Genomic DNA, 24373 nt, shown 5'->3' with positions numbered 1-24373 from the left:
TAATACTAAATTGTCCCAATTTTTGGGGGCACATCATTCGCGTGAGCTGATGCGGGCTTTTTTATATGGGACATAACCGCAGGCAACTGGCTGGCCTGCTTTATGGCTAATAAAATAACTCCTTATATATAACGCTTGTTATTTTTTTAGTCTCTGCCAAGATGGTATAATTATCAGGATATATAAATAAAGGGGAGAGAAAATGAAACGAAAACAAGCCGAATTGCCTGAAAAATGGCGGCCAGTCTGTCGCTGGCTGTACCGCCTGCTACCATACGCCATTTTGCTCTTGTTGGCGGCCAAGATTTCCTGGACGCAGATGCTGACGGGGAACATGCTGATCGGCTCCGACAGCCTGTTTCACTTCAACCGGATCTATGAGGCCAGCCAGCAGCTCAAGCACGGCAACTTCAGCTGGTTCATGTCCATCTACGGCTACACGCAAAGCGGCCGGGTGGTCAATGCCTTGTACGGGCCGCTGTTTGCCTATTTCTTGGGGGCCATCCTCCTGTTGGTGGGCAAGTGGTACAGGTTCCAGGTGATCACCAGCTTTTTGATCTACTTTTTCTCTGGAACAGGCTTTTATTTAGCCGCGCGCAAGGTCAAGGCCAACCGCTTTCTGGCAGCCATTTTGGCCGTAGTCTACATCACGATCGGCTGGGTGCCGCGCTGGCAGATGGGGACCAATTTTTCCGCGATCAGTGCGCTGCTATTGCCATACGCGGCTAATGTGGCCCTGACCATGGTCTTGGACAAAAAGCGGCCAGTCCACTGGCTGCCGTTGACATTCTTGATGACTTTCGCGGCTGAAAGCCACCTGCTGACTGGGGTCGCGGCCGTCTTTATGCTTTTGCCGGCCTGGCTTTATGCTTTGGTGGCCAATCGCGCTGACCAGCAACGAAAGCAACTCATCACTGACACCGCCAAGGCAGTCGGGATGACGCTCTTGCTGAGCCTGAATACTTTGGCCTCGCTGCTTTATATCAGCCATACCAATATCCTGGTGACGGCGGCCAAGATGCGGATGTCGCGCAATGTCTTGGTCATGTCCCGTTCTACTGTTCGTAGTGGCCTGGTCCTGCTTATTTCGTCGCGGACCTTTATCTCGCCCTACATGCTGGCCATCCTGTTGGTCCAGATCGCCGCGGCCTTTTTGCTGGCTATTTTTCGACGAGGCGAAATGACCAAGCTCAACTTGACCATGACTTTGTACGGGACCATGTGGCTCTTGCTCAGCTCCAGCCTGCTGCCTTGGCAGGCCATTGAAGACCGCTTCCCGTTCTTAGGCCAGTACTTCCAGTTCCCGGCCCGCATGCTCTGCCTGGCTTACCCGCTGCTGCTTTTGGGCCTGGCCATGACCATCCAGCGCCTGGGCGAAATAGGCAAGCAGCTGGGTGGCAGGATTTCCCTGGCCGGACTTGGGGCCACGCTCATCTTGCTGCTGGCTGCTTTGGCCAATGTCCGCTTTTTGGACAACCAGTTGTCTTATAATTCCCGCATTGGCTACATGTCAGGAGCCTTAAAGGATACTGCTGCCGCAATGGGGGCGGGCAATGAGCGCGCGGTCATCAACAAGGCCAAGGCGGCGACCCACCTGGATGATCCCGGCAAGTTCCTGGCCACCATCAAAAAGACCGTGGGTGACTACCTGCCGGTTAAGTCCAAGAAGATTACCACCCGCCACGCCGAGCGCCTCTACGTCACGGCCGTGATCCAGAAGAACCATTTGGTCAAAAAGACCGTCCTGCCTGGCGGGCGGCTGCAGATGACCTGGACGAGCAAGCAGGGCGGGGCTATGTTCCTGCCCGTCGTCACCTACGCCCAGTCGCGCCTGACGGTCAACGGGCAAGCCGTCAAGCCGGTCCGCTTGTCCAAGATCCAGGCGCCAAAAGTCCGCCAAAAACGGGGGAAGAACGTGGCCGTCATGGACTTCGTCACGCCTTTATGGCTGAACCTGCTTTTGACGCTTTCGCTGCTGCTGGACGCCATCTTTCCGCTGGCCTGCCTGCGGTGCGAGCTGCTGAAAAAACGCAAATAATTGCTTTAAGTCGTCCGCCGGAAAGGCGGACGACTTTTTGCTTATATTTAACATGATCTTTGTGTCTGCTTAAAGTTCATCTCGGGGGTCATATCATTTCGCTGTTACTTTTTCCTTAATTATCGGGCAAAAGTTTTGGCTTAGGCTAAAAATCAACTAAAATAGATTTAGTCTAAAAAAGTAAAGCGAGGAAAAGAAATGGCAAGAAAACGCAGGCGCAGAAAGAGCCGCAAGCAAAATACCAGCCTGATTTCAGTCTTAGTAGCGATAGCAGCGGTGGCTTGGGGCGTCTACACCCAAGGCGGGCAAAAGCAAGTCAGCATCCCCGGCATCACCAGCAGTGTCAGCCAAAAGACCAGTAGCAGTTCAAATATCAGTAACTCAACTAATGCAGTTGCTAACGCCGGCAAGCAAAACACGGTTTATGGCGGCCTAGCCAAGAGCGACTACCAGAAGCTGGCCAAGCTGGACTTCAAGTCTGGCGGCAAGGCCTACATCTACGTTAATAACAACCATTCCACCCTGGTCAAGGGTGCCTGGAAGGTCAACCGGGTCATTTATTCTAACCTAGACAAGCAAAACCGGACTTCTAGCTCCAACACCGCCTTTTTGGAAAAAAGAAACCTGGCTAACGACTCGTTGCGCGTGCGGCAGTACATCCAGCCAACCGGCTGGCACTCCAACAGCGGCTCAGTCCAGATCTACAACCGGGGCCACCTGATCGCTTATTCGGTTTCAGCTGGCATTGACCAAGATGGCAACTACAACCCCAAGAACCAGTCAGGGGACCAAAATAACCCGAAGAACCTGTTTACCCAGAGCGCCTTTTCCAACCAGAAGATTCAAACCATTTTTGAAAGCAAGGTGCGGGCGGCCTTGAGGCAAAACAAGAAGGTCATCTACCAGGCAACGCCGATTTTCCGAGGGACGGAATTGATGGCGCGGGGGATCAACCTCCAAGCCGTTTCAACGGACGGGACTTTTGACTTCAACGTTTACCTGTACAACGTGCAGCCGGGCTACGTTTTTGACTACGCGACCGGCCGGGCCAAGGTCAATCGGCAGCTGCAGGTAACGGAGTAATTTTTTAAAAGAAAAGAGGCAAAACATGCGAGACAATTGTACGACCATGCTGGTGGGCAAGGGCGCCAGCCTAGATGGGTCAACTATTATTGCCAGAGACGAAGACTACGACCAAGCCTATAACGAAAAGCGTTTTGTCTACTACCCTGCTAAAAAGTATGACGAGCTCTTCGTGTCCAAGGGGACGGGCGTGGAAATCCCTTTAAAGGGGGAGGGCGCCGGCTTTACCGCAGTCCGGGATGCGGTGGAAGACTACGGCCGCTTTGACGAGCAGGGGATCAATTCCTACAACGTGGCCATGAGTGCAACGGAATCAGAAGCCAGCAACCAGCGGGTTTTAGGCCACGATCCCTTTGTCCCAAACGGCATCGGGGAAGACGCCATGCTTTACCTGGTCCTGCCCTTTGTCAAAAGTGCTAAGGAAGGCGTTCTCCGTTTAGGCCAATTAGTTGAAAAGTACGGGTCAAGTGAAAGCAATGGGATCGCCTTCGCCGATGAAGACGAGATCTGGTACATGGAAACCGGCGCCGGCCACCAGTGGGTCGCCCGCCGGGTGCCAGACGACTGCTATGTGGTGGCGCCAAACATGATGATCATTGAAGAGATTGATTTTGCAGACCCAGACAATTACTTATTTGCTTCTGGCATTCGAGACTTTGTCGAAAAGTACCACTTGAATCCTAACCCCAATGGGGTCTTCAACTTCCGGGACATTTTTGCCCCTAAAGACGAGGCTGACCAGCGCTACAACACCCCGCGGATGTGGTATGGGCAAAAGCTGTTTAACCCCGAAATTGAACAGGAAATTACCAGCTTTGACATGCCATTTTGCCGGGTGCCAGTCAAGAAAATCGCGATTGAAGACGTGCAGTTTTACCTGAGCAGCCACTATAACGGGACGGAATACGATTATTTGAGCTGGAAGGAAACCAGCGAAGCCAAGAAGACCGCCTACCGGCCGATTGCCGTGACGACTGCCCAGGAGTGCTCTATTTTGCAGCTGCGCCCGGGAAAAAATGGCTACCAGGCCATCCAGTGGCTGAACTTTGGCCTTTACTCCGCTGCTCCGTGGGTGCCTTTTTACACCAATATCGTGGACACGCCAGAAGGCTACCAGATCAAGACTGGGCAGGTAGACCCGACTAACAGTGCCTACTGGCTCTACAAGACCATCCAGGCCCTCTTAGAAGGCAAGCAAAAAGACTGGCAGCCAAAACTGCGCAAGTTCCAGTACGAATGCCAGTCTATGGCGGTGCACCATGTGGACGTAACCGATGACCAGGCCCAAAAAGTTGACAGCAGCGATTTGCCGGAATTTTTGACGGCGGCCAACAGCGAAATCGCTGAAGCCATCACCAAGAAGGGCAAGGAGCTCTTTGACCAGCTGGTCAAGGAAACTTTGAACACGTCTATGTACAGCTACCGCCCTTAATGGCACAATAGAAGAGTATCGAAAAATATTGCAATTGCTTTTTGTATAGACTAGGAGAAAAAATAAATGACTAAAGAGATGACGATTATTGGCCAAGGATTAACGGTTAAGGGCAAGTTTGGCGAGCCGGTTAACCCTGTAGACGGAGTTGCCCCTTTGGTCATCCAGCCAATCATTGAAGCCGGCGACAAGTCTGAAGCCATCAGTCAGGTCTTAAACGCAGCCGGCATTTTGACTTTTACCTTTAAGAGCAAAAGTATCGAAAGCGCTGTGAAGGCACTGGAAGTTGTCTTTACTGAACTGAGACAAGACGACCGCGTGGCTAGCGAATACATTGTCTTTACCGGCTACGGGGAAGCTGGCCGGGCCAGCCTTTTGGCAGCCAACAACCTGGGCGCCAGCGTCGGCGGCATCTTCTTGATGGCTCCGGCCGTGAAGGTGGAAGACTTAAGAAGCACCTACCCTGGCCAAGCCATGATTCTGGCATCTAGTCAAGACGAAGTCGTGCCAGTCCACAACCTGGAAGAAGTGGCAAAAAAGCTGAAGCATGGGCAAGTCCTGGAAATTCGCGATGGCCACCACGAATACCGGGTACAGGACCTGGACCGGGCATCGCTGCTTCTTAGAACTTTTATCATGACCTTGAAGTAAGATAAGTAAAAAAGAAAAAGAGGGAGTAAACAATGGAAGAAATCAAGCAGGTCCAGCCGGACCAAATCGACGACTTAATTGCCATCAGCCGGGAAACCTTTGAGGCCACCTTTGGCAAAGATAACACTGCCGAAAACATGCAGGAATTTTTAGACAGCAGCTACAATCACGACCAGCTCTTAACCGAACTGGAAACGCCAGGATCGTCTTTCTGGTTTTTATACGTGGACGGGCAAGTAGCGGGCTATTTGAAGCTCAATGTCAACTCCGCCCAAAGCGAGCGAGTAGACGAAAACGCCATGGAAATTGAGCGGATTTACTTAAAAGAGTCTTTCCAGCACCGGGGTCTAGGGCAAAAAATGATGGACTTTGCCTTAAACCGTGCCCGGGACTTGGGCAAGAACCCAGTCTGGCTAGGTGTTTGGGAGCATAACGAAAACGCCAAGAACTTTTATGCTCGAAACGGCTTTACCCGCTTCAGCCAGCATACTTTCGTTCTTGGCGATGATCCGCAGACTGATTTTTTGTTAAAAAAGAATCTCGACTAGTAAAAAGATTCAGCAATCGTAATTTGCCTAGTCGTTGGCCAGCAGCCAGTCACTTAAGAGCTGGCAGTAGTGGGCATTGTCTTGGACAAAGGGCATGTGGCCGCAACCCGCAAAAAGCTCCCACTTGGCCTGAGGCAAGTGGTCATACATGGTCTTGGCCACTAACGGCGTACATAGGTCATTGGTCCCGCTGGTGATTAAGACCGGTAAAGTCAAATTCTTGAGCTGATCTGTATACTCATAGTCATGCAGGTTGCCGATTGGCGTATATTCATTGGGACCCCAGGCGGTCAAGTAGGCGGCGTTGCCGCCTTTTTTCTTGCGCAAGACCGGTTCTGGCAAATCCGGCGTCAGTTTGATGGCGTGCTGGTCCATGAAGAGCTGGTTGGCCTTTTGGTAGGCGGGATCGCTGTAGTTGCCGCTTGCTTCGGCTTGAGCAATTGCCGCTTGGTCTTCCTCTGGCAGGTACTTGATCAGGCGGTGGAGCTCCTGGCTCCATAATTTGGCTGAGGATAAGGTAGAAGACAGGATCAGGCTCTTGATGCCGGGAGCGTGGTAGCTGATGAGGTAAGTTAAAGCCAGCATCCCGCCCCAGCTTTGGCCGAGGAGGTGGATTTCGTCTAAACCCAGCTGCTCACGCAGGTTTTCCAGTTCCTTGACCCAGTTTTGGGCAGTATAGGCGACTTCAGCTTGGTCGTCAGGGATGCTGGACTTGCCGCAGCCCAGCTGGTCATACATGATGACTTGCCGGCCGCTCATCTCAGCTACCTGGTCTAGGACTTCAAAATAGTTGTGGGTTGACCCGGGTCCGCCGTGAAGCAGAACCAGGGGAGCCTTGTCAGTTTTTGCGCCCACGATCCGGCAGTAGGTTTGGTACTGGCCGAAGGGCAGATATTTCTCGGCGATTTGCATAATTTTTACCTTTTTAAAACAACTTTACTTTTAAAAAATGTTAACATGAATTAGATAGAAAATGAAGGTGGGGATTGACCATGATCAAAGAACAAATCTTTCCAGTTGAGACCGGCTACAATTGGTACGATGTTAACGGCTTGAACGAGCAAGACAGCCGGCGCTTGCAGACGGAATTCTACTTTACGCCAGAAATCATTTCTTACGTATCCGACTTGCACGAACGCCCCCACTATGACTACGACCAGTATACCGACACCCATCTGCTGGTTTACGACGTGCCTGTTTGGCCCACGACTGGCAGCAAGCACTTTACCTCCCGGCCAATTACCTTTTTATTGCAGGGAGAAAACCTGTTTACCTTCCATACCATTGACACCAGCTACGTCTTTGACGAATTCAATGACCCCCAGGTCTTAAGACGCTTGTCCCACGCCCAGGACGTGACTGAGCTCCTGGCAACTTTTTTGATGTACGCTTCTCAATACTTCCAAAGGGCCATCACCCAGCTGGATGCTGAAAGAAACGACTTGGATGCCAAGTTGAGCGATGACATCGACAACAAGGATTTGGTAGAATTGTCCAATATTGAAAAGTCCTTGGTCTACCTGTCCAGCTCCATCCAAACCGACCAGATGATGCTGCACAGCCTGCAACACTCCCGCCTGAACTTTACCAAGGCGGCCAAGGAAAGACTAGACGACGTCTTGATCGAATCCAACCAGTCTTCAGAAATGGTGCAGATTTCCCGCCAGGTTACTAAGACTTTGTCGTCAACGTCCAACAACATGATGAACAACAACCTGAACGATACCATGCAATTTTTGACGGTGTGGTCGATCGTTTTGACCATCCCGACTATCTTGACCGGTTTTTACGGGATGAACGTCAAGCTGCCAATCTTTGGGGCCAACTATGACTGGATCATCATCATCTTGCTGACGGTGGGGCTGATGGCCTGGTTGGTCATCTTGATGAAGAAGCACCATCTGTTTTAAGTTGAGTTTAGTTAAGGGATTACTTTTTTGATGAAAAATAACATTCTCGTTGGCGCCTTGATCGCGTCGCTCTTGTCCTTTATTGTTTATACCAGCACCTATAAAGATGCCGAAAATCGGGAATTAAACGTGGTGCAGGTGAAGAAGAAGGGCACGGTAAAAAATAAGCTCTCGTCTGCCAGTCAAGACAAAGAGCCTAACGTCAATTCGATTGAATACTCTAACCACGTTACCAGCAAAAAAGGCAGCAACAAGACCCTGGTCAAGGCCATTAAAAAGGCTATGGGCGAAGATGCCAGCTACCAGGTGGCGGCTTATAGCCTGACCAAGTCCAGCTTTGCCGAAGTAAAAAATACTTCTAGCGCCCAAAAGGGGGGAAAGATTTTTGAGCTCTACCTCTTGATGGCCCTTTATTACCAAGAGAAAAATGGCAAGATGGGGTCTAGCACCGCCATCAAGGTCACCAAGGCTGACCACGCGACTGACCAGGGCGTCAGCGTCGGCATCAGCTACGGGCCAAGCTACCTGCGCCAGCAGATGCTGAAGGGGAGCACCACGGCGGCGAACGCGCTGCTTCGAACCATTGGGGCTAAGACGGTCTTAAAGGTGATTAAAAAAGCCGGTGCAACCAACACCAAGATTACCGGCAACTTCAAGGGTACGGTCGGGACGACCACGGCCAGCGACCTGGCAGCCGTGATGACCAGCATCTACAAGGGGAAAGTCATTGGGGCAAGCTATGGCCAGCAGCTCATGGTGCTGCTAACTGGCAAGAATGCCTTGACCAGCAAATTGTCTGGCACCATCTACCAAATTGCCAGCGACAACCTGGCAGCTGCCATCGTGCAAAACAGCGGCAACAACTACGTGATCGCGGCTTGGACCGATAAGACCGACAATTACGCTAAGCTAGGTTCAGCCATCGGCAATTTTATGAACAAGCAATAATTTTTAGTAAAAATCCAAGTGGTTAAATAATAAAAGAAAATATATACTAATTTAAAATTTCAAAATAAAAAGCGAGTCTACAAAAGTACAGACTCGCTATTTTGATGCTTTTTTTTTCTAGGTTTATAAGTCTTTTGTGCCACCCACATGTACCAGGCAAACTGAAATTCACCGATCATGACGCAGACTGCAATTAGGAGAAAGACAACCACAAAGGGATTGATGTAGCTGCCATCATCGTAGCGGTAGCTAAATAAAAAGACGTTTAGATATGCAATTAATGTAAACCAGTAGAGGTTTGCAGACCACCAAAGTTTCATTCAGTTTCATCTCCTATCTGAATACATGATAGCGCTGTTAGTAACCGTTTTCAAGATTAAAAGCAAAATAATCTACAAATTGTAGATTGTATTCTTCAACTAGTAGTTATATAATAACTACAGTTGAAAGGAAAAAGTGATCGCAATGACTCAGAAAAGGACTTTGGATCTGGATAAGGTCTTGGCCAAGGCGACCGAGTTGCTAGAGGCGCGCGGCTTAAACGAAACCACGATGCCCAATCTAGCCAAGGCCCTGGGCGTTCGCAGCCAGTCGCTGTATCATTACGTGAACAATCGCTCTCAGCTTTTGTCCTTGGTAGCAGCCAGCCGGGTCCGGGTTCTTTATGAAGACCTGATCAAGCAGCTGGTTGGTCTGTCGGGGCGGGAGGCCCTCTTTAAGTTCGCCGACATCGTCCGGGATCACCTGCTTAAAGACAAGGCATTATCAACCCTTTTTTACCAGTTGAATGAATTCTCCAATGATTCAGACTTGATTCAAGAGGTAAAGAAGATTCTGGAACTTGGCGACAAACTGCAGCTGGCCAGTGACGAGACGGTTTCTCAACACGCGCTAGTTGGTGCGGTTTTGGGCTATGTCTTTTTAGACAAGCTGATGGAAGACCAAGAAAGTCCAGAAGAAGCTGAGCAGAATTATCACGACATGATTTGGCGCCTGGTAGGCACGGGCGAGCAGGCAATTTCCGATCCAGCTTAATTGTAAAAAGAAAGGAAAAGTTAAGTTGAAGAAACTACTGAAGAACCATCTAGGCGCTTTAATTGCCTGGATCCTCATTCTGGTAATTTCTTTAGTAGCTTTGCCAAACGTTGACTCCTTGACGCGGGCTCACAGTGAGATTTCCCTGCCAAGCAGCGTAGAAAGCGAAGCTGCCAAACTAATTAAGAATGAATGGGGTAGTAAGAAGAAAAATACTTACGAAGTTGCAGTTGTTTTCAACAAGAAAGATGGCAAGCTGACCGATGTGGATAAGTCTAACATTCAGACTTCCATTGATCGCTTGACCAGCAACAAGAAGAGGTATGGGATTAAGGATTCCTTAGCTCCGCAAGACAACATCGCAACCAAGAAGCTGCTGAAGTCAAAAGACGGCACGACTTGGGTCATGCAGATGAACATCTCTAAGAAGCACGGGACCATTTCCCAGGTTTACGACGAGATCAACAGTGCCGTGAAGACTAGCGGAGTGCGGACTTACGTCACCGGTGCCGATGTCTTGAACAATGACTTTACGACTTCGATTCAAGAAGGGATCAAGAAGACTGAATTAATCACGGTCGTCTTCATCTTCATCGTTTTGATCATCGTCTTCAAGTCACCAGTTGTGCCACTGGTCTCACTTTTGACCGTTGGGGTTTCCTTCTTGGTCTCCTTCTCGATCGTGACCAACCTGGTCAACCAAGTGAACTTCCCATTCTCAAACTTTACCCAGGTCTTTATGGTCATCGTCCTCTTCGGGATTGGGACGGACTACAACATCCTCCTCTATAACCACTTTAAAGAGGACCTGGGGAATGATATGAGCGTGCCGGATGCGACCAGGGACTCGATCAAGAAGGCTGGCCGGACCATTCTTTACTCTGGCTCATCCATCTTGATTGGTTTCTCAGCCTTAGGCTTGGCCAACTTCTCTGTTTACCGGTCAGCATCTGGTGTGGCTGTCGGCGTTTTGGTCTTGCTGGTTGTCCTCTTGACCCTGAACCCATTCTTCATGATGACGCTGGGCAAGAAGATGTTCTGGCCAACCAAGACCTTCACGGGCGAAAACCCAAGCAAGCTTTGGCACGGGATTTCCAGTGCTACCTTGAAGCGGCCAATCGTCTTTTTGGCAGCAGTAGCGGTAGTCGTAGCGCCATTCTTCGTTACTTACTCTAACGTTTTAAACTACGACGATACGGCTGAAATTTCTGACTCAACCCCGTCCAAGGTTGGTCTGCAGTTGGTGCAAAAGCACTACTCAAAGGGGATGGCGATGCCATCATACCTCTACATCAAGAGTGACCATACTTTGGACAACGAAAAGGACTTGAAGCTGATCGACGAATTGACGCAAAAGCTTCGCAAGTCTGAAGGCGTTGATAAGGTTATTTCTGTAACCGAACCATACAACGAAAAGATCAAGCTGCTTTACGTGAAAAAGCAGATGAAGTCAGTTACCGATGGGACTGACAAGTTGGAAAAGGGTGTCTCCAAATTAACCAAGGGGAGCGAGAAGGTTACTAGCGGGGCTAAGAAGTTAGCTAGCGGTGCCGATACCCTGTCCAGCGGGACTGATGCCTTGACCGATGGGGCTAAGAGTCTCTACACGGGGACGGTTAAGCTCTACAATGGCTCAATTGCCCTCTACGACGGTGCAGGTACGCTTTACAACGGTACTAAGACTTTAGCCGTTGGGACGAACAGTCTTTACAGCGGCACTAAGAAGCTGGCTAGCGGTGCAGGCACTTTGTCCAGCGGCGCTAAGACCTTGAAGAACGGGACTAGCTCTTTGGCAAGTGGTGCCGGCAAGCTGTATAGCGGCTCAAAGACCCTGCAAAGCGGAACGACTACTTTGTACAACGGTACCAAGACCTTGAAGAACGGTACTGCAAGTCTTTACACGGGTGCTGGCAGCTTGAACACGGGTGCAGCCAGCCTTTACAGCGGTGCTGGCAAGGTTAACAGCGGTGCAAGCAGCCTTTACACGGGTGCTGGCAAGCTGAAGACTGGTTCAGCTAGTCTGTACAGCGGTACTGAAACTTTGAAGAATGGTACTGCTAGCCTTTTGTCTGGTGGCTCTAGTTTGACTAGTGGCACTAGCAGCCTGGCAAGCGGTGCTAACGAACTTTACACTGGTACCCAAAAGCTGACCAACGGTGCTAGTGAATTGACCAGCAACATGAAGACCTTGGTAGCAGGTCTTGACCAGCTGAAGAGCGAGCTGCAAGCTCAAAGCAGCAGCTTGGATTCAAGTCAATTGACTCAATTGTCAGATGGCTTAGCTCAACTGGACAACGGTTTAAAGCAATTGAACTCTTCCGTAAGTTCAGTTAATATTGGAAGCATTGATACTTCTAAGATTTCCCAAGTTGCATCTGGCTTGCAAAGTCTGTCTAGTCAAGCAACTACCTTGGCTAACTCTTTGAATGGCGCCAAGTCTAATGCATACGCTCTTTCTGCCTCAATTAACAAGGTTTCAGATGCAACTCTGAAGGCTGAATTGCAAAAAGAACTTGCAAGTTTGAGTGCCAACTTGACGACTGCTGGTAGTTCAGCAACGACGATTAGCAATACAATGACTACTGCTAAGAGTGAACTGAGCGGCTTGACTAACTCAACTAGCTCTTTGAACAGCCTGTCATCAACTTTGTCAACCTTGAAGACTAGCGTAGCAAGTCTGTCAGCTGGTGCTACTCAGCTGAACAGTAAGGCTCAAAAAGGCATCTACAGCTTGTCATCCGGTCTGTCTAAGATCAGCGAAATGCAAGCAGCCGTTGACAAGCTGGACGCTGGTGCCAACCAGCTTTACACCGGCTCAAACAGCCTCTACAGCGGTTTAAACTCCGGCTTAGCTGGCGCGATGAAGTTAGCTGCAGGCGCAAAGCAAGTTGATACTGGTGCTAACAGCCTCTACAGCGGCATCAGCCAAGTCAACACTGGTGCCAACAGCCTGTACACCGGTGCTGGCACTTTGAACACTGGTATCAACAGTCTTTACACTGGTGCAGGTACCTTATCAAGTGGTACTGCTAGTCTTTACAGCGGTGCTGGTACTTTGGCAAGTGGTGCTAACAGCCTTTACGCTGGTGCCGGCAAGGTTAACAGCGGTGCAGCTAGCCTCTACACTGGCGCAGCTAAGCTCAACAGCGGCGTTGGTACTTTGACTACTGGCGCCAGCTCCTTATCAAGCGGTGCTAACAAGGTCAACAGCGGTGCTGGCCAGCTTTCAAGCGGTGCAAGCAAGCTGTCAGCCGGCCTAAACAGCGGCTTGGTTGGGGCAGCCCAATTAGTCAACGGTGCAAGCAAGCTGGCAACTGGTGCTAACAGCCTCTACAGCGGTGCCGGGCAACTGAAGAATGGCTTGGCTCAAGGCGCTAACGGCGCTAGCCAACTGGCTGAAGGCTCACAAAAGCTTTCAAGTGGTACGACCAAGCTGAAGAACGGTGCCAGCGAATTGGCCGACAAGACTCCAGCCATTACCAGCGGCTTGACTGCCGTTAACAACGGTCTGGTTTCTGCAGCTTCTTACTTGAATGGTCTGCGCAAGTCTCCAGCTTCAGACACCTTCTACATTCCTAACTCTGTTTTGAAGAACAACAAGGATATCAAGAAGTCAATCAGTGTTCTGCTCAGCCCAGACAAGAAGAGTGCGATGATCATCATCATCTTGGACTCTAACCCAAGTTCTGAAAGTGCCGCAAAGCACTCACAAGCCTTGAGCGCAATGGCTCGCAAGTCCTTGAAGGGTACTGACCTGGGCAAGGCTGAAGTTGAAATGGGCGGTCAAAGCTCAACCATCGAAGACACCAAGAACACGGCCAGCGGCGACTTTACGAGAACCATGGCCATCATGCTGATCGGGATCGGCATTGCCTTGATCTTCGTAACTCGCAGCCTCTTGCAACCAATCTACATCTTGGGTACCTTGCTCCTGGCTTACGTCAGCTCACTTTCAATCACTCGTTGGCTGGTCAACGCCATCATGCACAGAAGCATGCTGGCTTGGAACGTTCCGTTCTTCACCTTCATCATGCTGATTGCCTTGGGCGTTGACTACAGCATCTTCGTCATGATGCGGTACCGTGATAGCGACTACCATGCTCTGCCGAGTGAACGGATCTTGGAAGCATGTACGGTTATCGGGACGGTTGTCATCTCTGCGGCCATCATCTTGGGTGGTACTTTCGCAGCCTTGATCCCATCCGGCGTGCCAACCTTGATCGAAGTTGCCATCGGCGTCATTATCGGGTTAGCAATCCTCGTCTTCTTGATGCCAATCAACTTATCAGCAGCAACGAAGCTGACTTACGAAGGCTTCCCATGGCTGAAGTGGCCATTTGGCAAGAAGAAGGCTAAGTTAAACAGCAACAACTAGCTTAAAAGCTAAATAAAGCTTAAAGAACTCGTTCATGAGAATGAGTTCTTTTTTGCTTAATAAAAGAAATGCTATAATGGTGGATAGATTAACCGAGGAGGGCATCGATGAAAAATTGTCCAAATTGTGGATTCAGCTTGTCGGGTCAGGAAAAGTTCTGCCCGAATTGTGGATTCAATGTGGAAAAATACCGCCAGGACTATTTAAATAAGCAGGCGGCTGATCTCGAGAAAACGAAAACTGTCGATAATCTCCAAAAGATTGTCAACACTGAACAAACTGCAGTCAAGCCTGAAACAGAAATAGAAGCAAACCCAGAAGCCAAAAAGGAAACAAAGTTAGAATCTAAGCCTGAACTCAGCCGGTCAGCCTACCGCAAGGAGAGCAAGACCAACTCGGTTGAAAACAACCCAATTGTGGAAGGGATCATCAAGTGGCTGAGAGACAACACGACCATTGCCTTTTTAGTGGCCGTTGGCCTCTTAATTGTCATGAGCTTCTCCCGGCCACTTGGCTGGATCTTGTTTGTGCTGGCCATGGGCTTTTTAGTCTGGGCCGGACACAAAGCCGGTGGGCAATATACTGCCGACCGCAACCTGACAGATTGGCTGAAGGAAAAATTCTCTAAAGTCTTCAACGCTTTTGACTCTAAAGAAGATGAGCTTGAGGAAAAGAACGAGGAATTCATCGAAGCTCATCCACAAGTGGAAAAGCAGGTTGAAGAGGTTAAGGAGAAGGTGAAGAAACCCCACAAATTTACCGTTGTGCAGCTTTCCATTTACTTGACCAGCGCCATTACTCTGATTTTGCTATTCATGGGGACCGGCTTTGTGACCTCTAAGACTAAGCTGACCGTAGCCAGCGTCTTTTTCGAAGTGGCCAACAAACAGATCAGTGCAGGGAACTTCGTCCCGGCCTTGATCCTGTATTTAGCCTTGGCTATCTTGCTCTTGATGCCAATCTTCATTATGCTGGCGGTCAGCCAGAAGCAGACCTGGGACAATGTGAAGGGGGCGCTCTATTCAGTCTTTGAAAGTGGCGTTTTGATCTACCTCTTTTACCGCCTGTCCCAAGCAACGGCAACTGACTCCTACATGGGCCAAGCTGTTTCCAGCTTGAAAAATTATGCCGTGGCGATCGGCGTATCCGGCTACCTCTTGATCATGGTCTCTATCTTGACCACGATCTTAACCATCGTCAACATCGTCCAGCAGCTGCAAAATAAGCAGGATTATGTGGAATAAAAGTAAAGGCCTGATTTCCAAAGGAAATCAGGCCTTTTGTTGTTTATTATTTTCTTGTATGCTGTTTTATTGTTTTCTTGTGAATTAGTTGTTGAAAACTTAAATTAACTATTTGCTGTTTTGGTCAGTAAAGTCGATTACCAGGTGCTCGTTGACAAAGGCTTCTAGCCCCAGAGGACTTAGTTCCCGCCCATAGCCGGACTTTTTAACCCCGCCAAATGGCAAGGAGCCGTCAGTGATCCAGCGGCCGTTGATGACAGTCATCCCAGTTTCAATTTGGGCCGCCACTTCTTCAGCGTGCTGGATGTCGCTAGAGATGACTGAAGATCCTAGGCCATAGCTGGAGTCGTTAGCCAGCTCAATGGCCTCATCTTCATCTTCCACCTTGTAAACCACGCAGACTGGTCCAAACATTTCTTGGTCAAAGACCGGGTTGTCCTTAGTAACGTTGGTCAAGATGATCGGTCTAAAGAAGGCGCCTTTTGAGTCAATCTCTGGGTACTGGTAGTAGACCTTGGCTCCGCCTGCGATGGCTTGGTCAACCTGCTTTTGCAACTTTTCCTTAGAAGACTCCGAGTTCATTGGCGGCAGGGTGGTTTCATCCAAAAGCGGATCGCCCCACTTAAGTCCTTCGTAGACTTCCTTCATGTCTTCCAGGACTTCTTCATATCGGTCCTTAACTACGATCATCCGCTTGGAAGAGGTGCAGACCTGGCCATTGTTGTAGCTTCTAGCGTCACTTAAGGCCTTCTTCAAAACAGCTGGGTCAGCATCGCTTAAAACGATGAAGGCGTCATTGCCGCCGAGTTCCATGGTGGACTTCTTCAAGTTCTTGCCGGCATTTTCGGCAACGGATTGCCCGCCGCGTTCAGACCCGGTCAAGGCCACGCCCTGAACGCGGGGATCAGCGATGACCTCGTCTAATTGATCATAGGTCAAAAAGAGGTTGATCAGGGAACCTTCTGGAGCCCCGCCTGCTCTGACCAGCTTGGCGGCCATGTTGGCAGAAGAAGGCACATTGTGAGCGTGCTTTAAGAGCATTGGGTTGCCGACAACAAAGTTTGGCGCAAAGACCCGGATTACCTGGTAAAGAGGGAAGTTCCATGGCTCGCAGGCCATGATGACCCCGGTCGCCTGCTTTAAGTAGTAGGCATGACCGTATGGGTTCGGCAGGTCAACCGGCTGTAAGAGCTCGGGGCCGTGATCAGCGTAGTAGTTCATGATCCCGATGCAGATGTCGACTTCTTCTAAAGATTCGCTCAGCTTTTTCCCCATTTCCAGGGTCATGATCTTGGCCATTTCTGCTCTTTTTTCTTGGAACTTGGCGGCAATCTTCTTCAAAGTCTCAGCCCGGACGCTTGGGTCTTCGTGGCGCCACTTCTTGTAGAGGGCGTGGGCCAGGGCCAGGGAATCTTCTACGTGGTCCTTGGTTGGGTTTTCGTAAGTAGCGAAAACTTCATTGGTATATGGATTGACAGATGCGTATTTTGCCATCGCTTGTTCAGCTTCCTTTCTCAAAGAAATAGCGTTTTGACGCCATTCCTGATTATTTATCACAATTAATTTCACAAAGCCTTACGAGTCCATTATAAACCGCTTTCCAGATCTGGTATAGGGAAAATTTAGAATAATTTTTGGAGATTTTTAGCTAAAAAAGTCAAAAAGCCCGGTATAGTAGGGAATAAGCCGGGAAAACATGGTAAAATAACTTGAACTGAAAGGAAAAAAATATGCGGGTTAATATTTTGCAACATACCCCCAATGAAGGTCCAGGTGCTATTGGGGCCTGGGTCAAGGAACGGGGACACAAGCTTTACATCTACCATCCAGAAGCCTTTGGCATTTTGCCGAAGGCCAGCGAAACCGACCTCTTGGTTGTTTTGGGCGGACCAATGAGTCCAGGCGACGATTTAGCGTGGCTGCCTCAAGAGCGGGAGCTGATTGCTGACTGCTTGAAGAGCCATATTCCGATTTTGGGCATCTGTCTAGGAGCTCAGCAAATTGCCATGGCTTTGGGTGCTAGCGTTCACCGGGCCCCTCATAAAGAAGTGGGCTGGGCACCAGTTTATCGGCAAAGTGATGCCTTGCCAGGCCTGCCAGAAAAGCTGCTGGCCCTGCACTGGCACCAAGACATGTTTGAGTTGCCTGAAGGCAGCCATTTGCTTTATTCCAGTGACCTCTTGGACAACCAGGGCTTCTTGGTTAATGGCAATGTAGTAGGCCTGCAGTTCCACTTGGAGCAGCAAGAAGACAATGTGCGCGAAATCGTGATCAACGATGGGGCCTATGCTGAAGAAGGGAACGACCTGCACCAAAGTCCAGCTGAAATCCTGGAACAAGAGGTCCCTGCTGCTAACAAGCAAGCGATTTACACCATTTTGGACTACTTGAGCGTCCACTAGTTAGGAGAAAAGAAATAATGACTGTTGCAACTGCCAGAATTTACTTAGGTTCATCTTTTCATAGAGACCACCATCAAAAATTTGCTAAGAAGGTAAGAGAACTCCTTGCCCAAAACCCAACGGTGGAAAGCGTCCACTTCCCCTTTGACCAACAATTCGTTGATCCCGCTGAAGATCCAAATGTTGCTTTTGGCGAAGAAAGAAGCCAGCTCTGGCAAAGAGTAACCTTCCAAAACGATCTGAACGGCATCGCCATGGCCAACTGTGGGGTCTTCTTGTACGATATGGATGAATTGGATGACGGCTGCGCCTTTGAAATTGGCTTTATGCGGGCTCAGCACAAGCCAGTTATCCTGATTCCTTTCACCCAGCACCCAGAAAAGAAGCCGGTCATGAATTTGATGATCTCTCAAGGGGTAACTTCCTACTTTGACGGTAACAAGGAACTGGAAGAACTGAAGACTTACGATTTTAACTCCTGCCCAAGCCGGGTGGTTACTGGTTTTGGCACCATCTAAAAAACGTCTCCCAAATTTCGGGAGGCGTTTTAATATTTGGAAAGTTTTAGATTGATTTTAGAATAAATATTATTGAAATCAAGAATTACAAGAAGCACAAGGCAACAAGTCAATCGAATTAAATACGTAAAAAACTAGATCACATAACGTGATCTAGCTTTTAGCTTTATTTTTGTGCTCGGCAGTACTTAGTGCCGCGGCCGCGTCCTAATTTAACAGCATAACCTTGTGCAATCAACTCGTTTAAGAGCTTAACAAGTTTGCTTCTACTAAAGCCAGTTACTTGCATTAGGTCAGAAGTTGCTAAGGGGATGCTTTGGAGAGAATCGTATACTAATTTCAAGTCACCAGTTAAGCTAGCTTCATTTTGAATTATCGGCAAAATGATTTTGACCGAATTCTCAGAAACAGAGAACTGAGGCTGTATAGTACTATCACTGTAGCTAGTAAGAATTCGCTGAATCCCAGTTCCAAACTGCTCAATAATTTTTAGTCTAAAGAAAATATTGGCAATTATTGGATTTCGTAAAACTGAGATTTCGCCATTTAAGTAACTTTCTTTGCTTAGACCTTGAGGTAAATTACCAGGAGAGGTAATTTCGATTCGGTCGTCAAACATAGCTACTTTGATTTGAGCATTGATCGCCCAATTCCGGTGAACCAAGGCGTTGGCTAAGGCTTCACGAAAGGCGTCTTCAGGAATCAGCTCAAGCTTTTGCCGGTATGCGCCAACGACTTGCTCATACTGGTAGTATTGTTGATATTTGGTGATAGATTCTTCGTATTCTCTTAGAATAGATTCCTTTTCATAGATGACGCGTTCTCGCATGGTATTAATGTCGCTCCCAAAGCGTACCATGTCAATCCCGCGAAAAGTATTTTGATCAGCAAGGAGTTCCCCTGCAATTGTGTATCCTGAACCTTGTTCATAGAGGTTGAGCGTGATTAGGGTATCACGAGTAAGATCAGATATACCTAAGTCTCGCTGAAAAGTTCTCTTCAAAAATTCAAAGCTCAAATCTTGGTCAGGCGCTGGTAGGCTATCATATGAACGGTTGTTACCCTTTAAAATTAATTCAGACAGTTCTAAAGGATCGACTTCAATTGAAGAACTATCATTGCGTTTGTAGGCCTTAGACTTGTAAAAATATGGGGGAAACTTACCTTGGTGGACGGTCAAAACAACTAACTTCTTGTCTGAGTCAATGTCCAAATCATATTTAGGATTAGGCTTAATAGCATCATTAATTGTATTTTCGATTTTTAGACAAGTAGCTACAGGATCATTGATTCCCACAGCTTTTCCAGAGTCGGTTAGGCCAAAAATAATTTTGCCAGTTCCATAGTTGGCATAAGCACTAACGGTTTTGAGGAATGTATTAGATACTTTTTCCTTAAATTCTAGATTTTTAGTTTCACGCATTTGCATCTTCTCCTTGCGTAATACGAAAAGCTAATTGTGTTTTTTACGTATTAATTTTAACACGTAATTAGCAAATTTACGTGTTTTTTGTGCATGTAAAAAAGATGAAAAGCTAATTGTGTTTTTTATGTATTTTCTTAACACGCAAAAAAGCTAGATCACGTTATGTGATCTAGCTTTTTGCTTTACGGTTTTATTTTTACTTTAATTCATTCAGCAATTTTTGCCCATTTTCCAAAACAACTTCGTTTTTGTTCAGGCGGGCAAAGGCCAGGGCATCGTTCAGGTGCTCTAAGGCAATCTTCTTGTCCCGCTTTTGGGCCAGGTCATCCAGGGCCAGTTGGTAGAGGATTCTAGCCACGAAGTAGACCATGTGGTGCTTAGAAGCCAGATCATAAGCATAGTTCAGCAAGTCATCGGCCTGCTTATAGCGTTTTTCTGACCCATAAAATTCCCCAGCAGCTGTTAAAATCGACATTACCTGCAATTGCCGCAATTCGTCATCGATTGGTACTTTCTTGATTTGCCCCACCAGCTGGTCAAAGTAGTGGCTGGCCTTGTCCAGGTCATTTTGAGCCGCGTAAACCTGGCTGCAGCCCTTTAAGGCCAGCAGGCGGTAGATGTTGTCTGCCTTTAAGTTTTCAGCCGTCAGAATATTGTTGAAGTAGAAGAGTGCTGAAACATCGTTATGGTCGCTGTCTAAGGCCAGTTGCCCTTCTAAGTAGTAGTAGTGGAGCAGGTCTTCCTTGTCCTTGATCTTCTTTGGATTAACCTGCTTCAGCAGCTTTCTGATCTTGTCGTATTCAAAAGTGATGAAGTAAAAGTCGGCCTTAAAGAGCTTTTGGGCAATTTCGCTTTCCGTGCTGGTCAGCATGATGTCTGATAAAGAAATGTTCATGCGGTCGCAGAGCTGCTTTAAGATCTTGAAGGATGGAATCTGACCATTGTTTTCAAACTTGCTCAGGGTGGACTGGGTACAGATCCCCCGGCACAGTTCGTTTTGAGATAGTTTTAAAGACTTGCGGATTTGGATAAATTTCGGAATGTTGATCATGTTAGTTCTCACCAATTTTCATTTTTTGGAAATATTTTAAATAGTTGATGCTCTCTCTTAAGCGTTCGCGCCCATAATCCATGGCGTGGCCGTTTCCAGGCAGGATTTTTAATTCCACGAGGTGGCCGTCTTTGGCTAAAAAGCTGGCAAAGTCGTAGACCCCAGCTAGTTCAACCAGTTCCTCAGCTGAATTGTACATGAGCAGAGGCCCCAGTTTGCCATAGTCGTAGTTTTTGGCATCCATTTTTGCCAAAACCTTTTCGTTGTCTTTTCCGGCATAGGTCAGGGTGAAGTACTTGTAAAAGGCTTCGTTAATGGCTTTTTGCTCGGTCAAGCCCAGTTCTTCGCCCGCCTTGACGGATGGCTGAACGGCAGGATGCTGCTTGACCCAATTGCTAAAGTCAACTGGGGCCGACCAGGTAATGGTCGGGAAGCCGTAGATGCCGGCGACTTCTAAGGCCAGGGTGCCGCCGCTAGACGAACCAATCTGGCAGATATTGGCTTCATCGCCCACGTCGGTATAGTTGGAGGTCAAGAGCCAGGAGACGAAGCTCAAGGCATCGTCATGGGCAGCCGGGAAGACATTTTTTGGTGCCAGCCGGTAGTCCGGCACGAAGGTCATGAAGCCGGCATTGGCTAGATCAATGGCCACGTCCTTCATGCTTTCCTTGTTTCCTCTGAAAAAGCCCCCGCCATGCCAGAGAATCAGGATCTTCGTCTGCGAGTCAGTATTGTTTGGATAGTAGAGATCGGTTTTTAAGCCATTTTTTTCGTCATAAACAATATTCTTGACAGTTACAACCATAATTGGACCCTTTCTAGAACAACGCTTATTAAGATTATTATATACTAAAAGCAAAGGGCTCTGTCTAGCTTATTAATTATTTTAGTGAATAAAATCTGCTAAGATTGGCTTAAGCTTGCCAAAAATCTTTTCCGGATAGAATAACTTTTGTTAAAATAAAGCTAATTATTTGCCGAGAGGGGGAGTAAAGGAAAATGAGTCCAGAACAAAGTCGCAAGCTGATCAACCGGCTAACCATCGTGTCGACGATCATCATCATTCTTTTATGCATTTACTGGTACAATTTAGGAATTTTTAGCAGCCAGGCCGCTATGGAGGCCTACCTGGCCGACAAGCAGATTATGGGTCCGGTGATTTTTATCTTGATCCAGATCGTCCAGGTGGTTATTCCCATCATCCCCGGCGGGGTCTCGCTGTTAGCTGGTGTCGTCTTCTTTGGAGCCGTGCCCGGTTTTATTTATAACTACATCGGGATCGTGGTGGGCTCTTTGATCAACTTTTTCCTGGCACGGTATTATGGCAAAAGTTTCATCTTGCACATCGTGTCGGAAGAAAGCCTAGAAAAGTATACCAAGTGGACCAAGAACCAGAAGAAGTTCAATTGGTTCTTTGCCATCTGTATCTTGGCACCTGTCGCTCCCGATGACCTCCTTTGCTTACTGGCTGGTTTAACGGAAATGAAGCCCTGGACCTACTTCTGGATTATTGTTTTGTGTAAGCCTTGGACCATTGCGGCCTATAGCCTGGGGCTGGTTTACGGGGCCAAGTGGCTGATAAGGCTAATGGGTAAATAAGACTATGATCAAAGGAAAAAGAATTTTTTTAAGAAAAGTCGAAGTCGGGGATGCCGACCAGCTCTTAGCCTGGTCTAAAAATCCCCGCTACCAGTATTTGGCCGGCTTTTCCCATTATGAAGATTTGGATCAGGCACGAGAAGGCGCTAGGATCTACCATGACCGGCCGGCCAGCTACCTAATCTGCTTAAAAGATGGAACGCGGATCGGCCTGGCTGAGCTGTATCCTAGAACAGAAGATACTAGGGAAGTCGGCTTTATGCTGGATGAAGCTTATGAGGGCCGGGGCTATATGACCGAAAGCCTGGCTGTACTGTATGACCAGGCTAAAGAATGCGGGATCGCCGAAATTTGGGCCTGCTGCCGGGATGACAATCTGCCTCCGCAAAGGCTGCTGACCAAAATGGGCTTTAGGGAGCAATATAAAGTCGACTACCGGCAAATCCCACCTTTTTTTAATTTTTCTGCCAAGTACTATTTGCTAAAGTTGGCAGAATGGAATAAAATAGAGACAAACACGAAATCCTAAGACCACTGACAGAGAGTCCGCGTTGGCTGAGAGCGGATGAGGGTCGTTTCCAGATTTCTATAGTGTGGGCAATTAATAGTTGCACGGTTTGGCACCGTTAGCGCCATTTGAGTGTGGTCACTAGACCGAAACTGGGTGGTACCGCGAACCGTGCGCCGATTCGTCCCAATATTGGGATGAGTCGGCTTTTTTTATTTTTTACTGGAGGTTTTACATGCTGGATATTAAGGTCATTCGCGAGAATCTTGACTGGGCCAAGGAAAAGTTGGCAACTCGGGGGATCAAGCCTGAGCAATTAGACGAATTAGTAGCTATCGACGCTAAGCGCCGTGAAGCCATGGTGCAAAGCGAAAACTTGAAGGCAGAAAGAAACGAAGTTTCTAAGAAGATCGCTGAAGCTAAGCGCAACAAAGAAGACGCCGCTGACGCCATCAAGAACATGCGCGAAGTTGGTGCCAAGATCAAGGACCTGGACAAGGACATTGACGAATTGACTGAAAAGCAAGAATACATCTTGCTTCGTTTGCCTAACTTCCCAGCTGACTCAGACCCAATCGGTCCTGACGAAAGCTACAACGAAGAAGTGCGCCGCTGGAGCGAGCCAACCAAGTTTGACTACGCACCAAAGGCTCACTGGGACCTGGGCACTGACTTAAACATCTTGGACTGGGATGCAGCAAGCAAGGTTTCTGCAGCCCGCTTTGTCTACTACAAGGGGGCCGGCGCACTTTTGGAACGGGCCGTTTACAACTTCTTCTTGGATGAAAACACCAAGGAAGGCTACACGGAAATCATTCCACCTTCACTGGTAAATAATGACTCTATGCAAGGGACTGGCCAATTCCCGAAGTTTACTGAAGACGTCTACACCATCGTTGAAAACGATGACCCAGAAGTTCCACGTAACTTGACTTTGATCCCAACTGCCGAAGTGCCGCTTGTTAACTACTTCCGCGGCGACATCATCGATGGCAAGAACTTGCCAATCAATGTGACTGCTCTGTCACCAGCCTTCAGAAGTGAAGCTGGTTCAGCCGGCCGGGACACTCGCGGCTTGATCAGAATGCACGAATTCCGTAAGGTTGAAATGGTTAAGGTCGTTAAGCCAGAAGACTCATGGGAAGAACTGGAAAAGCTGACCCACAACGCTGAACACCTGCTGCAAAAGCTGAACCTGCCATACCGGGTTGTTGCCTTGTCAACTGGGGATGCTTCCTTCACCAGTGCCAAGACTTACGACTTGGAAGTTTGGATGCCAGCTCAAGACACCTACCGGGAAATCTCCAGCTGCTCCAACTGTACTGACTTCCAGGCTCGCCGTGCCCAAATCCGCTACCGCGATGAAGATGGCAAGGTTAAATTGACCCACACTTTGAACGGGTCAGGCTTGGCAGTTGGCCGGACTGTAGCCGCAATTTTGGAAAACTACCAAAACGAAAACGGCACGGTTACTGTGCCAGAAGCCTTGGTACCATACATGCACGGCATGACCAAGATCACTCCAGAAGTGAAGTGGCACTAATTTTTCAGAACTTAAAAGAACCTCTTTGGAGGTCAATGTCATTAAGTTAAGACATTGACTTT

Annotated in this window: 21 protein-coding genes; 15 read left to right on the top strand and 6 right to left on the bottom strand. The window is 48.4% G+C overall.

What is annotated here, in order from left to right:
* Nucleotides 1–202 precede the first annotated feature (202 nt).
* The 5 genes from FC20_RS06750 to FC20_RS06730 all read left to right on the top strand — a co-directional run bounded on the left by FC20_RS06750 (nucleotide 203) and on the right by FC20_RS06730 (nucleotide 5752).
* Entirely contained in the window at nucleotides 203–2038 is a 1836-nt protein-coding gene (locus FC20_RS06750) for a hypothetical protein (RefSeq protein WP_056945348.1), read from the top strand.
* 198 nt (nucleotides 2039–2236) lie between these two features.
* Nucleotides 2237–3121, top strand: a complete 885-nt coding sequence (locus tag FC20_RS06745; RefSeq protein ID WP_008460777.1) for a DNA/RNA non-specific endonuclease — start codon at nucleotides 2237–2239, stop codon at nucleotides 3119–3121.
* A 25-nt stretch (nucleotides 3122–3146) separates the two neighbouring features.
* Nucleotides 3147–4553, top strand: a complete 1407-nt coding sequence (locus tag FC20_RS06740) for a C69 family dipeptidase (protein WP_008460779.1) — start codon at nucleotides 3147–3149, stop codon at nucleotides 4551–4553.
* A gap of 66 nt (nucleotides 4554–4619) precedes the next feature.
* Complete coding sequence (locus FC20_RS06735) at nucleotides 4620–5204, top strand: alpha/beta hydrolase (RefSeq protein ID WP_008460780.1); 585 nt, start codon at nucleotides 4620–4622, stop codon at nucleotides 5202–5204.
* Nucleotides 5205–5236: 32 nt separating this feature from the next.
* Nucleotides 5237–5752, top strand: coding sequence for a GNAT family N-acetyltransferase (locus tag FC20_RS06730; protein ID WP_008460782.1), 516 nt, complete (start codon nucleotides 5237–5239; stop codon nucleotides 5750–5752).
* A 27-nt stretch (nucleotides 5753–5779) separates the two neighbouring features.
* On the opposite strand, the gene pepI is transcribed toward FC20_RS06730, so the two are convergent.
* A complete protein-coding gene (pepI, locus tag FC20_RS06725) occupies nucleotides 5780–6667 on the bottom strand; it encodes a proline iminopeptidase (RefSeq protein ID WP_272942980.1) in 888 nt (295 codons plus the stop codon).
* Nucleotides 6668–6744: 77 nt separating this feature from the next.
* Between pepI and FC20_RS06720 the strand changes: the two genes are divergently transcribed.
* Entirely contained in the window at nucleotides 6745–7662 is a 918-nt protein-coding gene (locus tag FC20_RS06720; RefSeq protein ID WP_008460786.1) for a magnesium transporter CorA family protein, read from the top strand.
* Between the two features lie 30 nt (nucleotides 7663–7692).
* A complete protein-coding gene (locus tag FC20_RS06715) occupies nucleotides 7693–8610 on the top strand; it encodes a serine hydrolase (protein WP_008460788.1) in 918 nt (305 codons plus the stop codon).
* A 77-nt stretch (nucleotides 8611–8687) separates the two neighbouring features.
* Here the strand turns inward: FC20_RS06715 and FC20_RS06710 are convergent, their stop codons facing one another.
* A complete protein-coding gene (locus FC20_RS06710; protein WP_008460790.1) occupies nucleotides 8688–8930 on the bottom strand; it encodes a hypothetical protein in 243 nt (80 codons plus the stop codon).
* Nucleotides 8931–9075: 145 nt separating this feature from the next.
* On the opposite strand from FC20_RS06710, the gene FC20_RS06705 reads away from it, so the two are divergent.
* The 3 genes from FC20_RS06705 to FC20_RS06695 all read left to right on the top strand — a co-directional run bounded on the left by FC20_RS06705 (nucleotide 9076) and on the right by FC20_RS06695 (nucleotide 15264).
* Nucleotides 9076–9645 carry a TetR/AcrR family transcriptional regulator gene (locus FC20_RS06705; RefSeq protein ID WP_008460792.1) on the top strand — a complete coding sequence of 190 codons (570 nt, stop codon included), beginning with the start codon at nucleotides 9076–9078 and terminating at the stop codon, nucleotides 9643–9645.
* 25 nt (nucleotides 9646–9670) lie between these two features.
* Nucleotides 9671–14020, top strand: a complete 4350-nt coding sequence (locus tag FC20_RS06700) for an MMPL family transporter (protein WP_056945347.1) — start codon at nucleotides 9671–9673, stop codon at nucleotides 14018–14020.
* A 179-nt stretch (nucleotides 14021–14199) separates the two neighbouring features.
* Nucleotides 14200–15264 (top strand): zinc ribbon domain-containing protein, encoded by a 1065-nt coding sequence (locus FC20_RS06695; protein WP_236697643.1) that lies wholly within the window; start codon nucleotides 14200–14202, stop codon nucleotides 15262–15264.
* A gap of 108 nt (nucleotides 15265–15372) precedes the next feature.
* On the opposite strand, the gene FC20_RS06690 is transcribed toward FC20_RS06695, so the two are convergent.
* Nucleotides 15373–16758: an NAD-dependent succinate-semialdehyde dehydrogenase gene (locus FC20_RS06690; RefSeq protein ID WP_008460439.1), complete on the bottom strand. Its 1386-nt coding sequence runs from the start codon at nucleotides 16756–16758 to the stop codon at nucleotides 15373–15375.
* Between the two features lie 236 nt (nucleotides 16759–16994).
* Between FC20_RS06690 and FC20_RS06685 the strand changes: the two genes are divergently transcribed.
* Both FC20_RS06685 and FC20_RS06680 read left to right on the top strand, forming a co-directional pair.
* Nucleotides 16995–17666, top strand: a complete 672-nt coding sequence (locus FC20_RS06685; RefSeq protein WP_008460436.1) for a type 1 glutamine amidotransferase — start codon at nucleotides 16995–16997, stop codon at nucleotides 17664–17666.
* Between the two features lie 17 nt (nucleotides 17667–17683).
* The gene (locus FC20_RS06680; RefSeq protein WP_008460435.1) at nucleotides 17684–18184 is read left to right on the top strand and encodes a nucleoside 2-deoxyribosyltransferase; all 501 of its coding nucleotides are present in this window, start codon (nucleotides 17684–17686) and stop codon (nucleotides 18182–18184) included.
* Nucleotides 18185–18350: 166 nt separating this feature from the next.
* Here FC20_RS06680 and FC20_RS06675 read toward each other — a convergent pair whose 3' ends face one another.
* From FC20_RS06675 to FC20_RS06665, 3 genes are all read right to left on the bottom strand, one after another.
* Nucleotides 18351–19607 carry an ATP-binding protein gene (locus FC20_RS06675; RefSeq protein ID WP_008460433.1) on the bottom strand — a complete coding sequence of 419 codons (1257 nt, stop codon included), beginning with the start codon at nucleotides 19605–19607 and terminating at the stop codon, nucleotides 18351–18353.
* Nucleotides 19608–19806: 199 nt separating this feature from the next.
* Nucleotides 19807–20661 carry a helix-turn-helix domain-containing protein gene (locus tag FC20_RS06670; protein WP_008460432.1) on the bottom strand — a complete coding sequence of 285 codons (855 nt, stop codon included), beginning with the start codon at nucleotides 20659–20661 and terminating at the stop codon, nucleotides 19807–19809.
* A gap of 1 nt (nucleotide 20662) precedes the next feature.
* Nucleotides 20663–21466, bottom strand: coding sequence for an alpha/beta hydrolase fold domain-containing protein (locus tag FC20_RS06665; RefSeq protein ID WP_008460429.1), 804 nt, complete (start codon nucleotides 21464–21466; stop codon nucleotides 20663–20665).
* Nucleotides 21467–21660: 194 nt separating this feature from the next.
* Between FC20_RS06665 and FC20_RS06660 the strand changes: the two genes are divergently transcribed.
* The 3 genes from FC20_RS06660 to serS all read left to right on the top strand — a co-directional run bounded on the left by FC20_RS06660 (nucleotide 21661) and on the right by serS (nucleotide 24311).
* Nucleotides 21661–22260, top strand: a complete 600-nt coding sequence (locus FC20_RS06660) for a TVP38/TMEM64 family protein (protein ID WP_008460427.1) — start codon at nucleotides 21661–21663, stop codon at nucleotides 22258–22260.
* A 4-nt stretch (nucleotides 22261–22264) separates the two neighbouring features.
* Nucleotides 22265–22789 (top strand): GNAT family N-acetyltransferase, encoded by a 525-nt coding sequence (locus FC20_RS06655; protein WP_008460425.1) that lies wholly within the window; start codon nucleotides 22265–22267, stop codon nucleotides 22787–22789.
* A 214-nt stretch (nucleotides 22790–23003) separates the two neighbouring features.
* A complete protein-coding gene (serS, locus tag FC20_RS06650) occupies nucleotides 23004–24311 on the top strand; it encodes a serine--tRNA ligase (protein WP_008460423.1) in 1308 nt (435 codons plus the stop codon).
* Nucleotides 24312–24373 lie beyond the last annotated feature (62 nt).

Source organism: Lactobacillus equicursoris DSM 19284 = JCM 14600 = CIP 110162, assembly GCF_001434815.1.
GTDB classification, from domain to species: domain Bacteria; phylum Bacillota; class Bacilli; order Lactobacillales; family Lactobacillaceae; genus Lactobacillus; species Lactobacillus equicursoris.
Note: the sequence above shows the minus strand (reverse complement) of the source record. Positions and strands in the feature narration are given on the sequence as shown.

Coding starts and splice junctions, on each gene's coding strand:
- FC20_RS06750 (WP_056945348.1), top strand. CDS start 203: ATGAAACGAAAACAAGCCGAATTGCCTGAAAAATGGCGGCCAGTCTGT.
- FC20_RS06745 (WP_008460777.1), top strand. CDS start 2,237: ATGGCAAGAAAACGCAGGCGCAGAAAGAGCCGCAAGCAAAATACCAGC.
- FC20_RS06740 (WP_008460779.1), top strand. CDS start 3,147: ATGCGAGACAATTGTACGACCATGCTGGTGGGCAAGGGCGCCAGCCTA.
- FC20_RS06735 (WP_008460780.1), top strand. CDS start 4,620: ATGACTAAAGAGATGACGATTATTGGCCAAGGATTAACGGTTAAGGGC.
- FC20_RS06730 (WP_008460782.1), top strand. CDS start 5,237: ATGGAAGAAATCAAGCAGGTCCAGCCGGACCAAATCGACGACTTAATT.
- FC20_RS06720 (WP_008460786.1), top strand. CDS start 6,745: ATGATCAAAGAACAAATCTTTCCAGTTGAGACCGGCTACAATTGGTAC.
- FC20_RS06715 (WP_008460788.1), top strand. CDS start 7,693: ATGAAAAATAACATTCTCGTTGGCGCCTTGATCGCGTCGCTCTTGTCC.
- FC20_RS06710 (WP_008460790.1), bottom strand. CDS start 8,930: ATGAAACTTTGGTGGTCTGCAAACCTCTACTGGTTTACATTAATTGCA.
- FC20_RS06705 (WP_008460792.1), top strand. CDS start 9,076: ATGACTCAGAAAAGGACTTTGGATCTGGATAAGGTCTTGGCCAAGGCG.
- FC20_RS06690 (WP_008460439.1), bottom strand. CDS start 16,758: ATGGCAAAATACGCATCTGTCAATCCATATACCAATGAAGTTTTCGCT.
- FC20_RS06685 (WP_008460436.1), top strand. CDS start 16,995: ATGCGGGTTAATATTTTGCAACATACCCCCAATGAAGGTCCAGGTGCT.
- FC20_RS06680 (WP_008460435.1), top strand. CDS start 17,684: ATGACTGTTGCAACTGCCAGAATTTACTTAGGTTCATCTTTTCATAGA.
- FC20_RS06675 (WP_008460433.1), bottom strand. CDS start 19,607: ATGCGTGAAACTAAAAATCTAGAATTTAAGGAAAAAGTATCTAATACA.
- FC20_RS06670 (WP_008460432.1), bottom strand. CDS start 20,661: ATGATCAACATTCCGAAATTTATCCAAATCCGCAAGTCTTTAAAACTA.
- FC20_RS06665 (WP_008460429.1), bottom strand. CDS start 21,466: ATGGTTGTAACTGTCAAGAATATTGTTTATGACGAAAAAAATGGCTTA.
- FC20_RS06660 (WP_008460427.1), top strand. CDS start 21,661: ATGAGTCCAGAACAAAGTCGCAAGCTGATCAACCGGCTAACCATCGTG.
- FC20_RS06655 (WP_008460425.1), top strand. CDS start 22,265: ATGATCAAAGGAAAAAGAATTTTTTTAAGAAAAGTCGAAGTCGGGGAT.
- serS (WP_008460423.1), top strand. CDS start 23,004: ATGCTGGATATTAAGGTCATTCGCGAGAATCTTGACTGGGCCAAGGAA.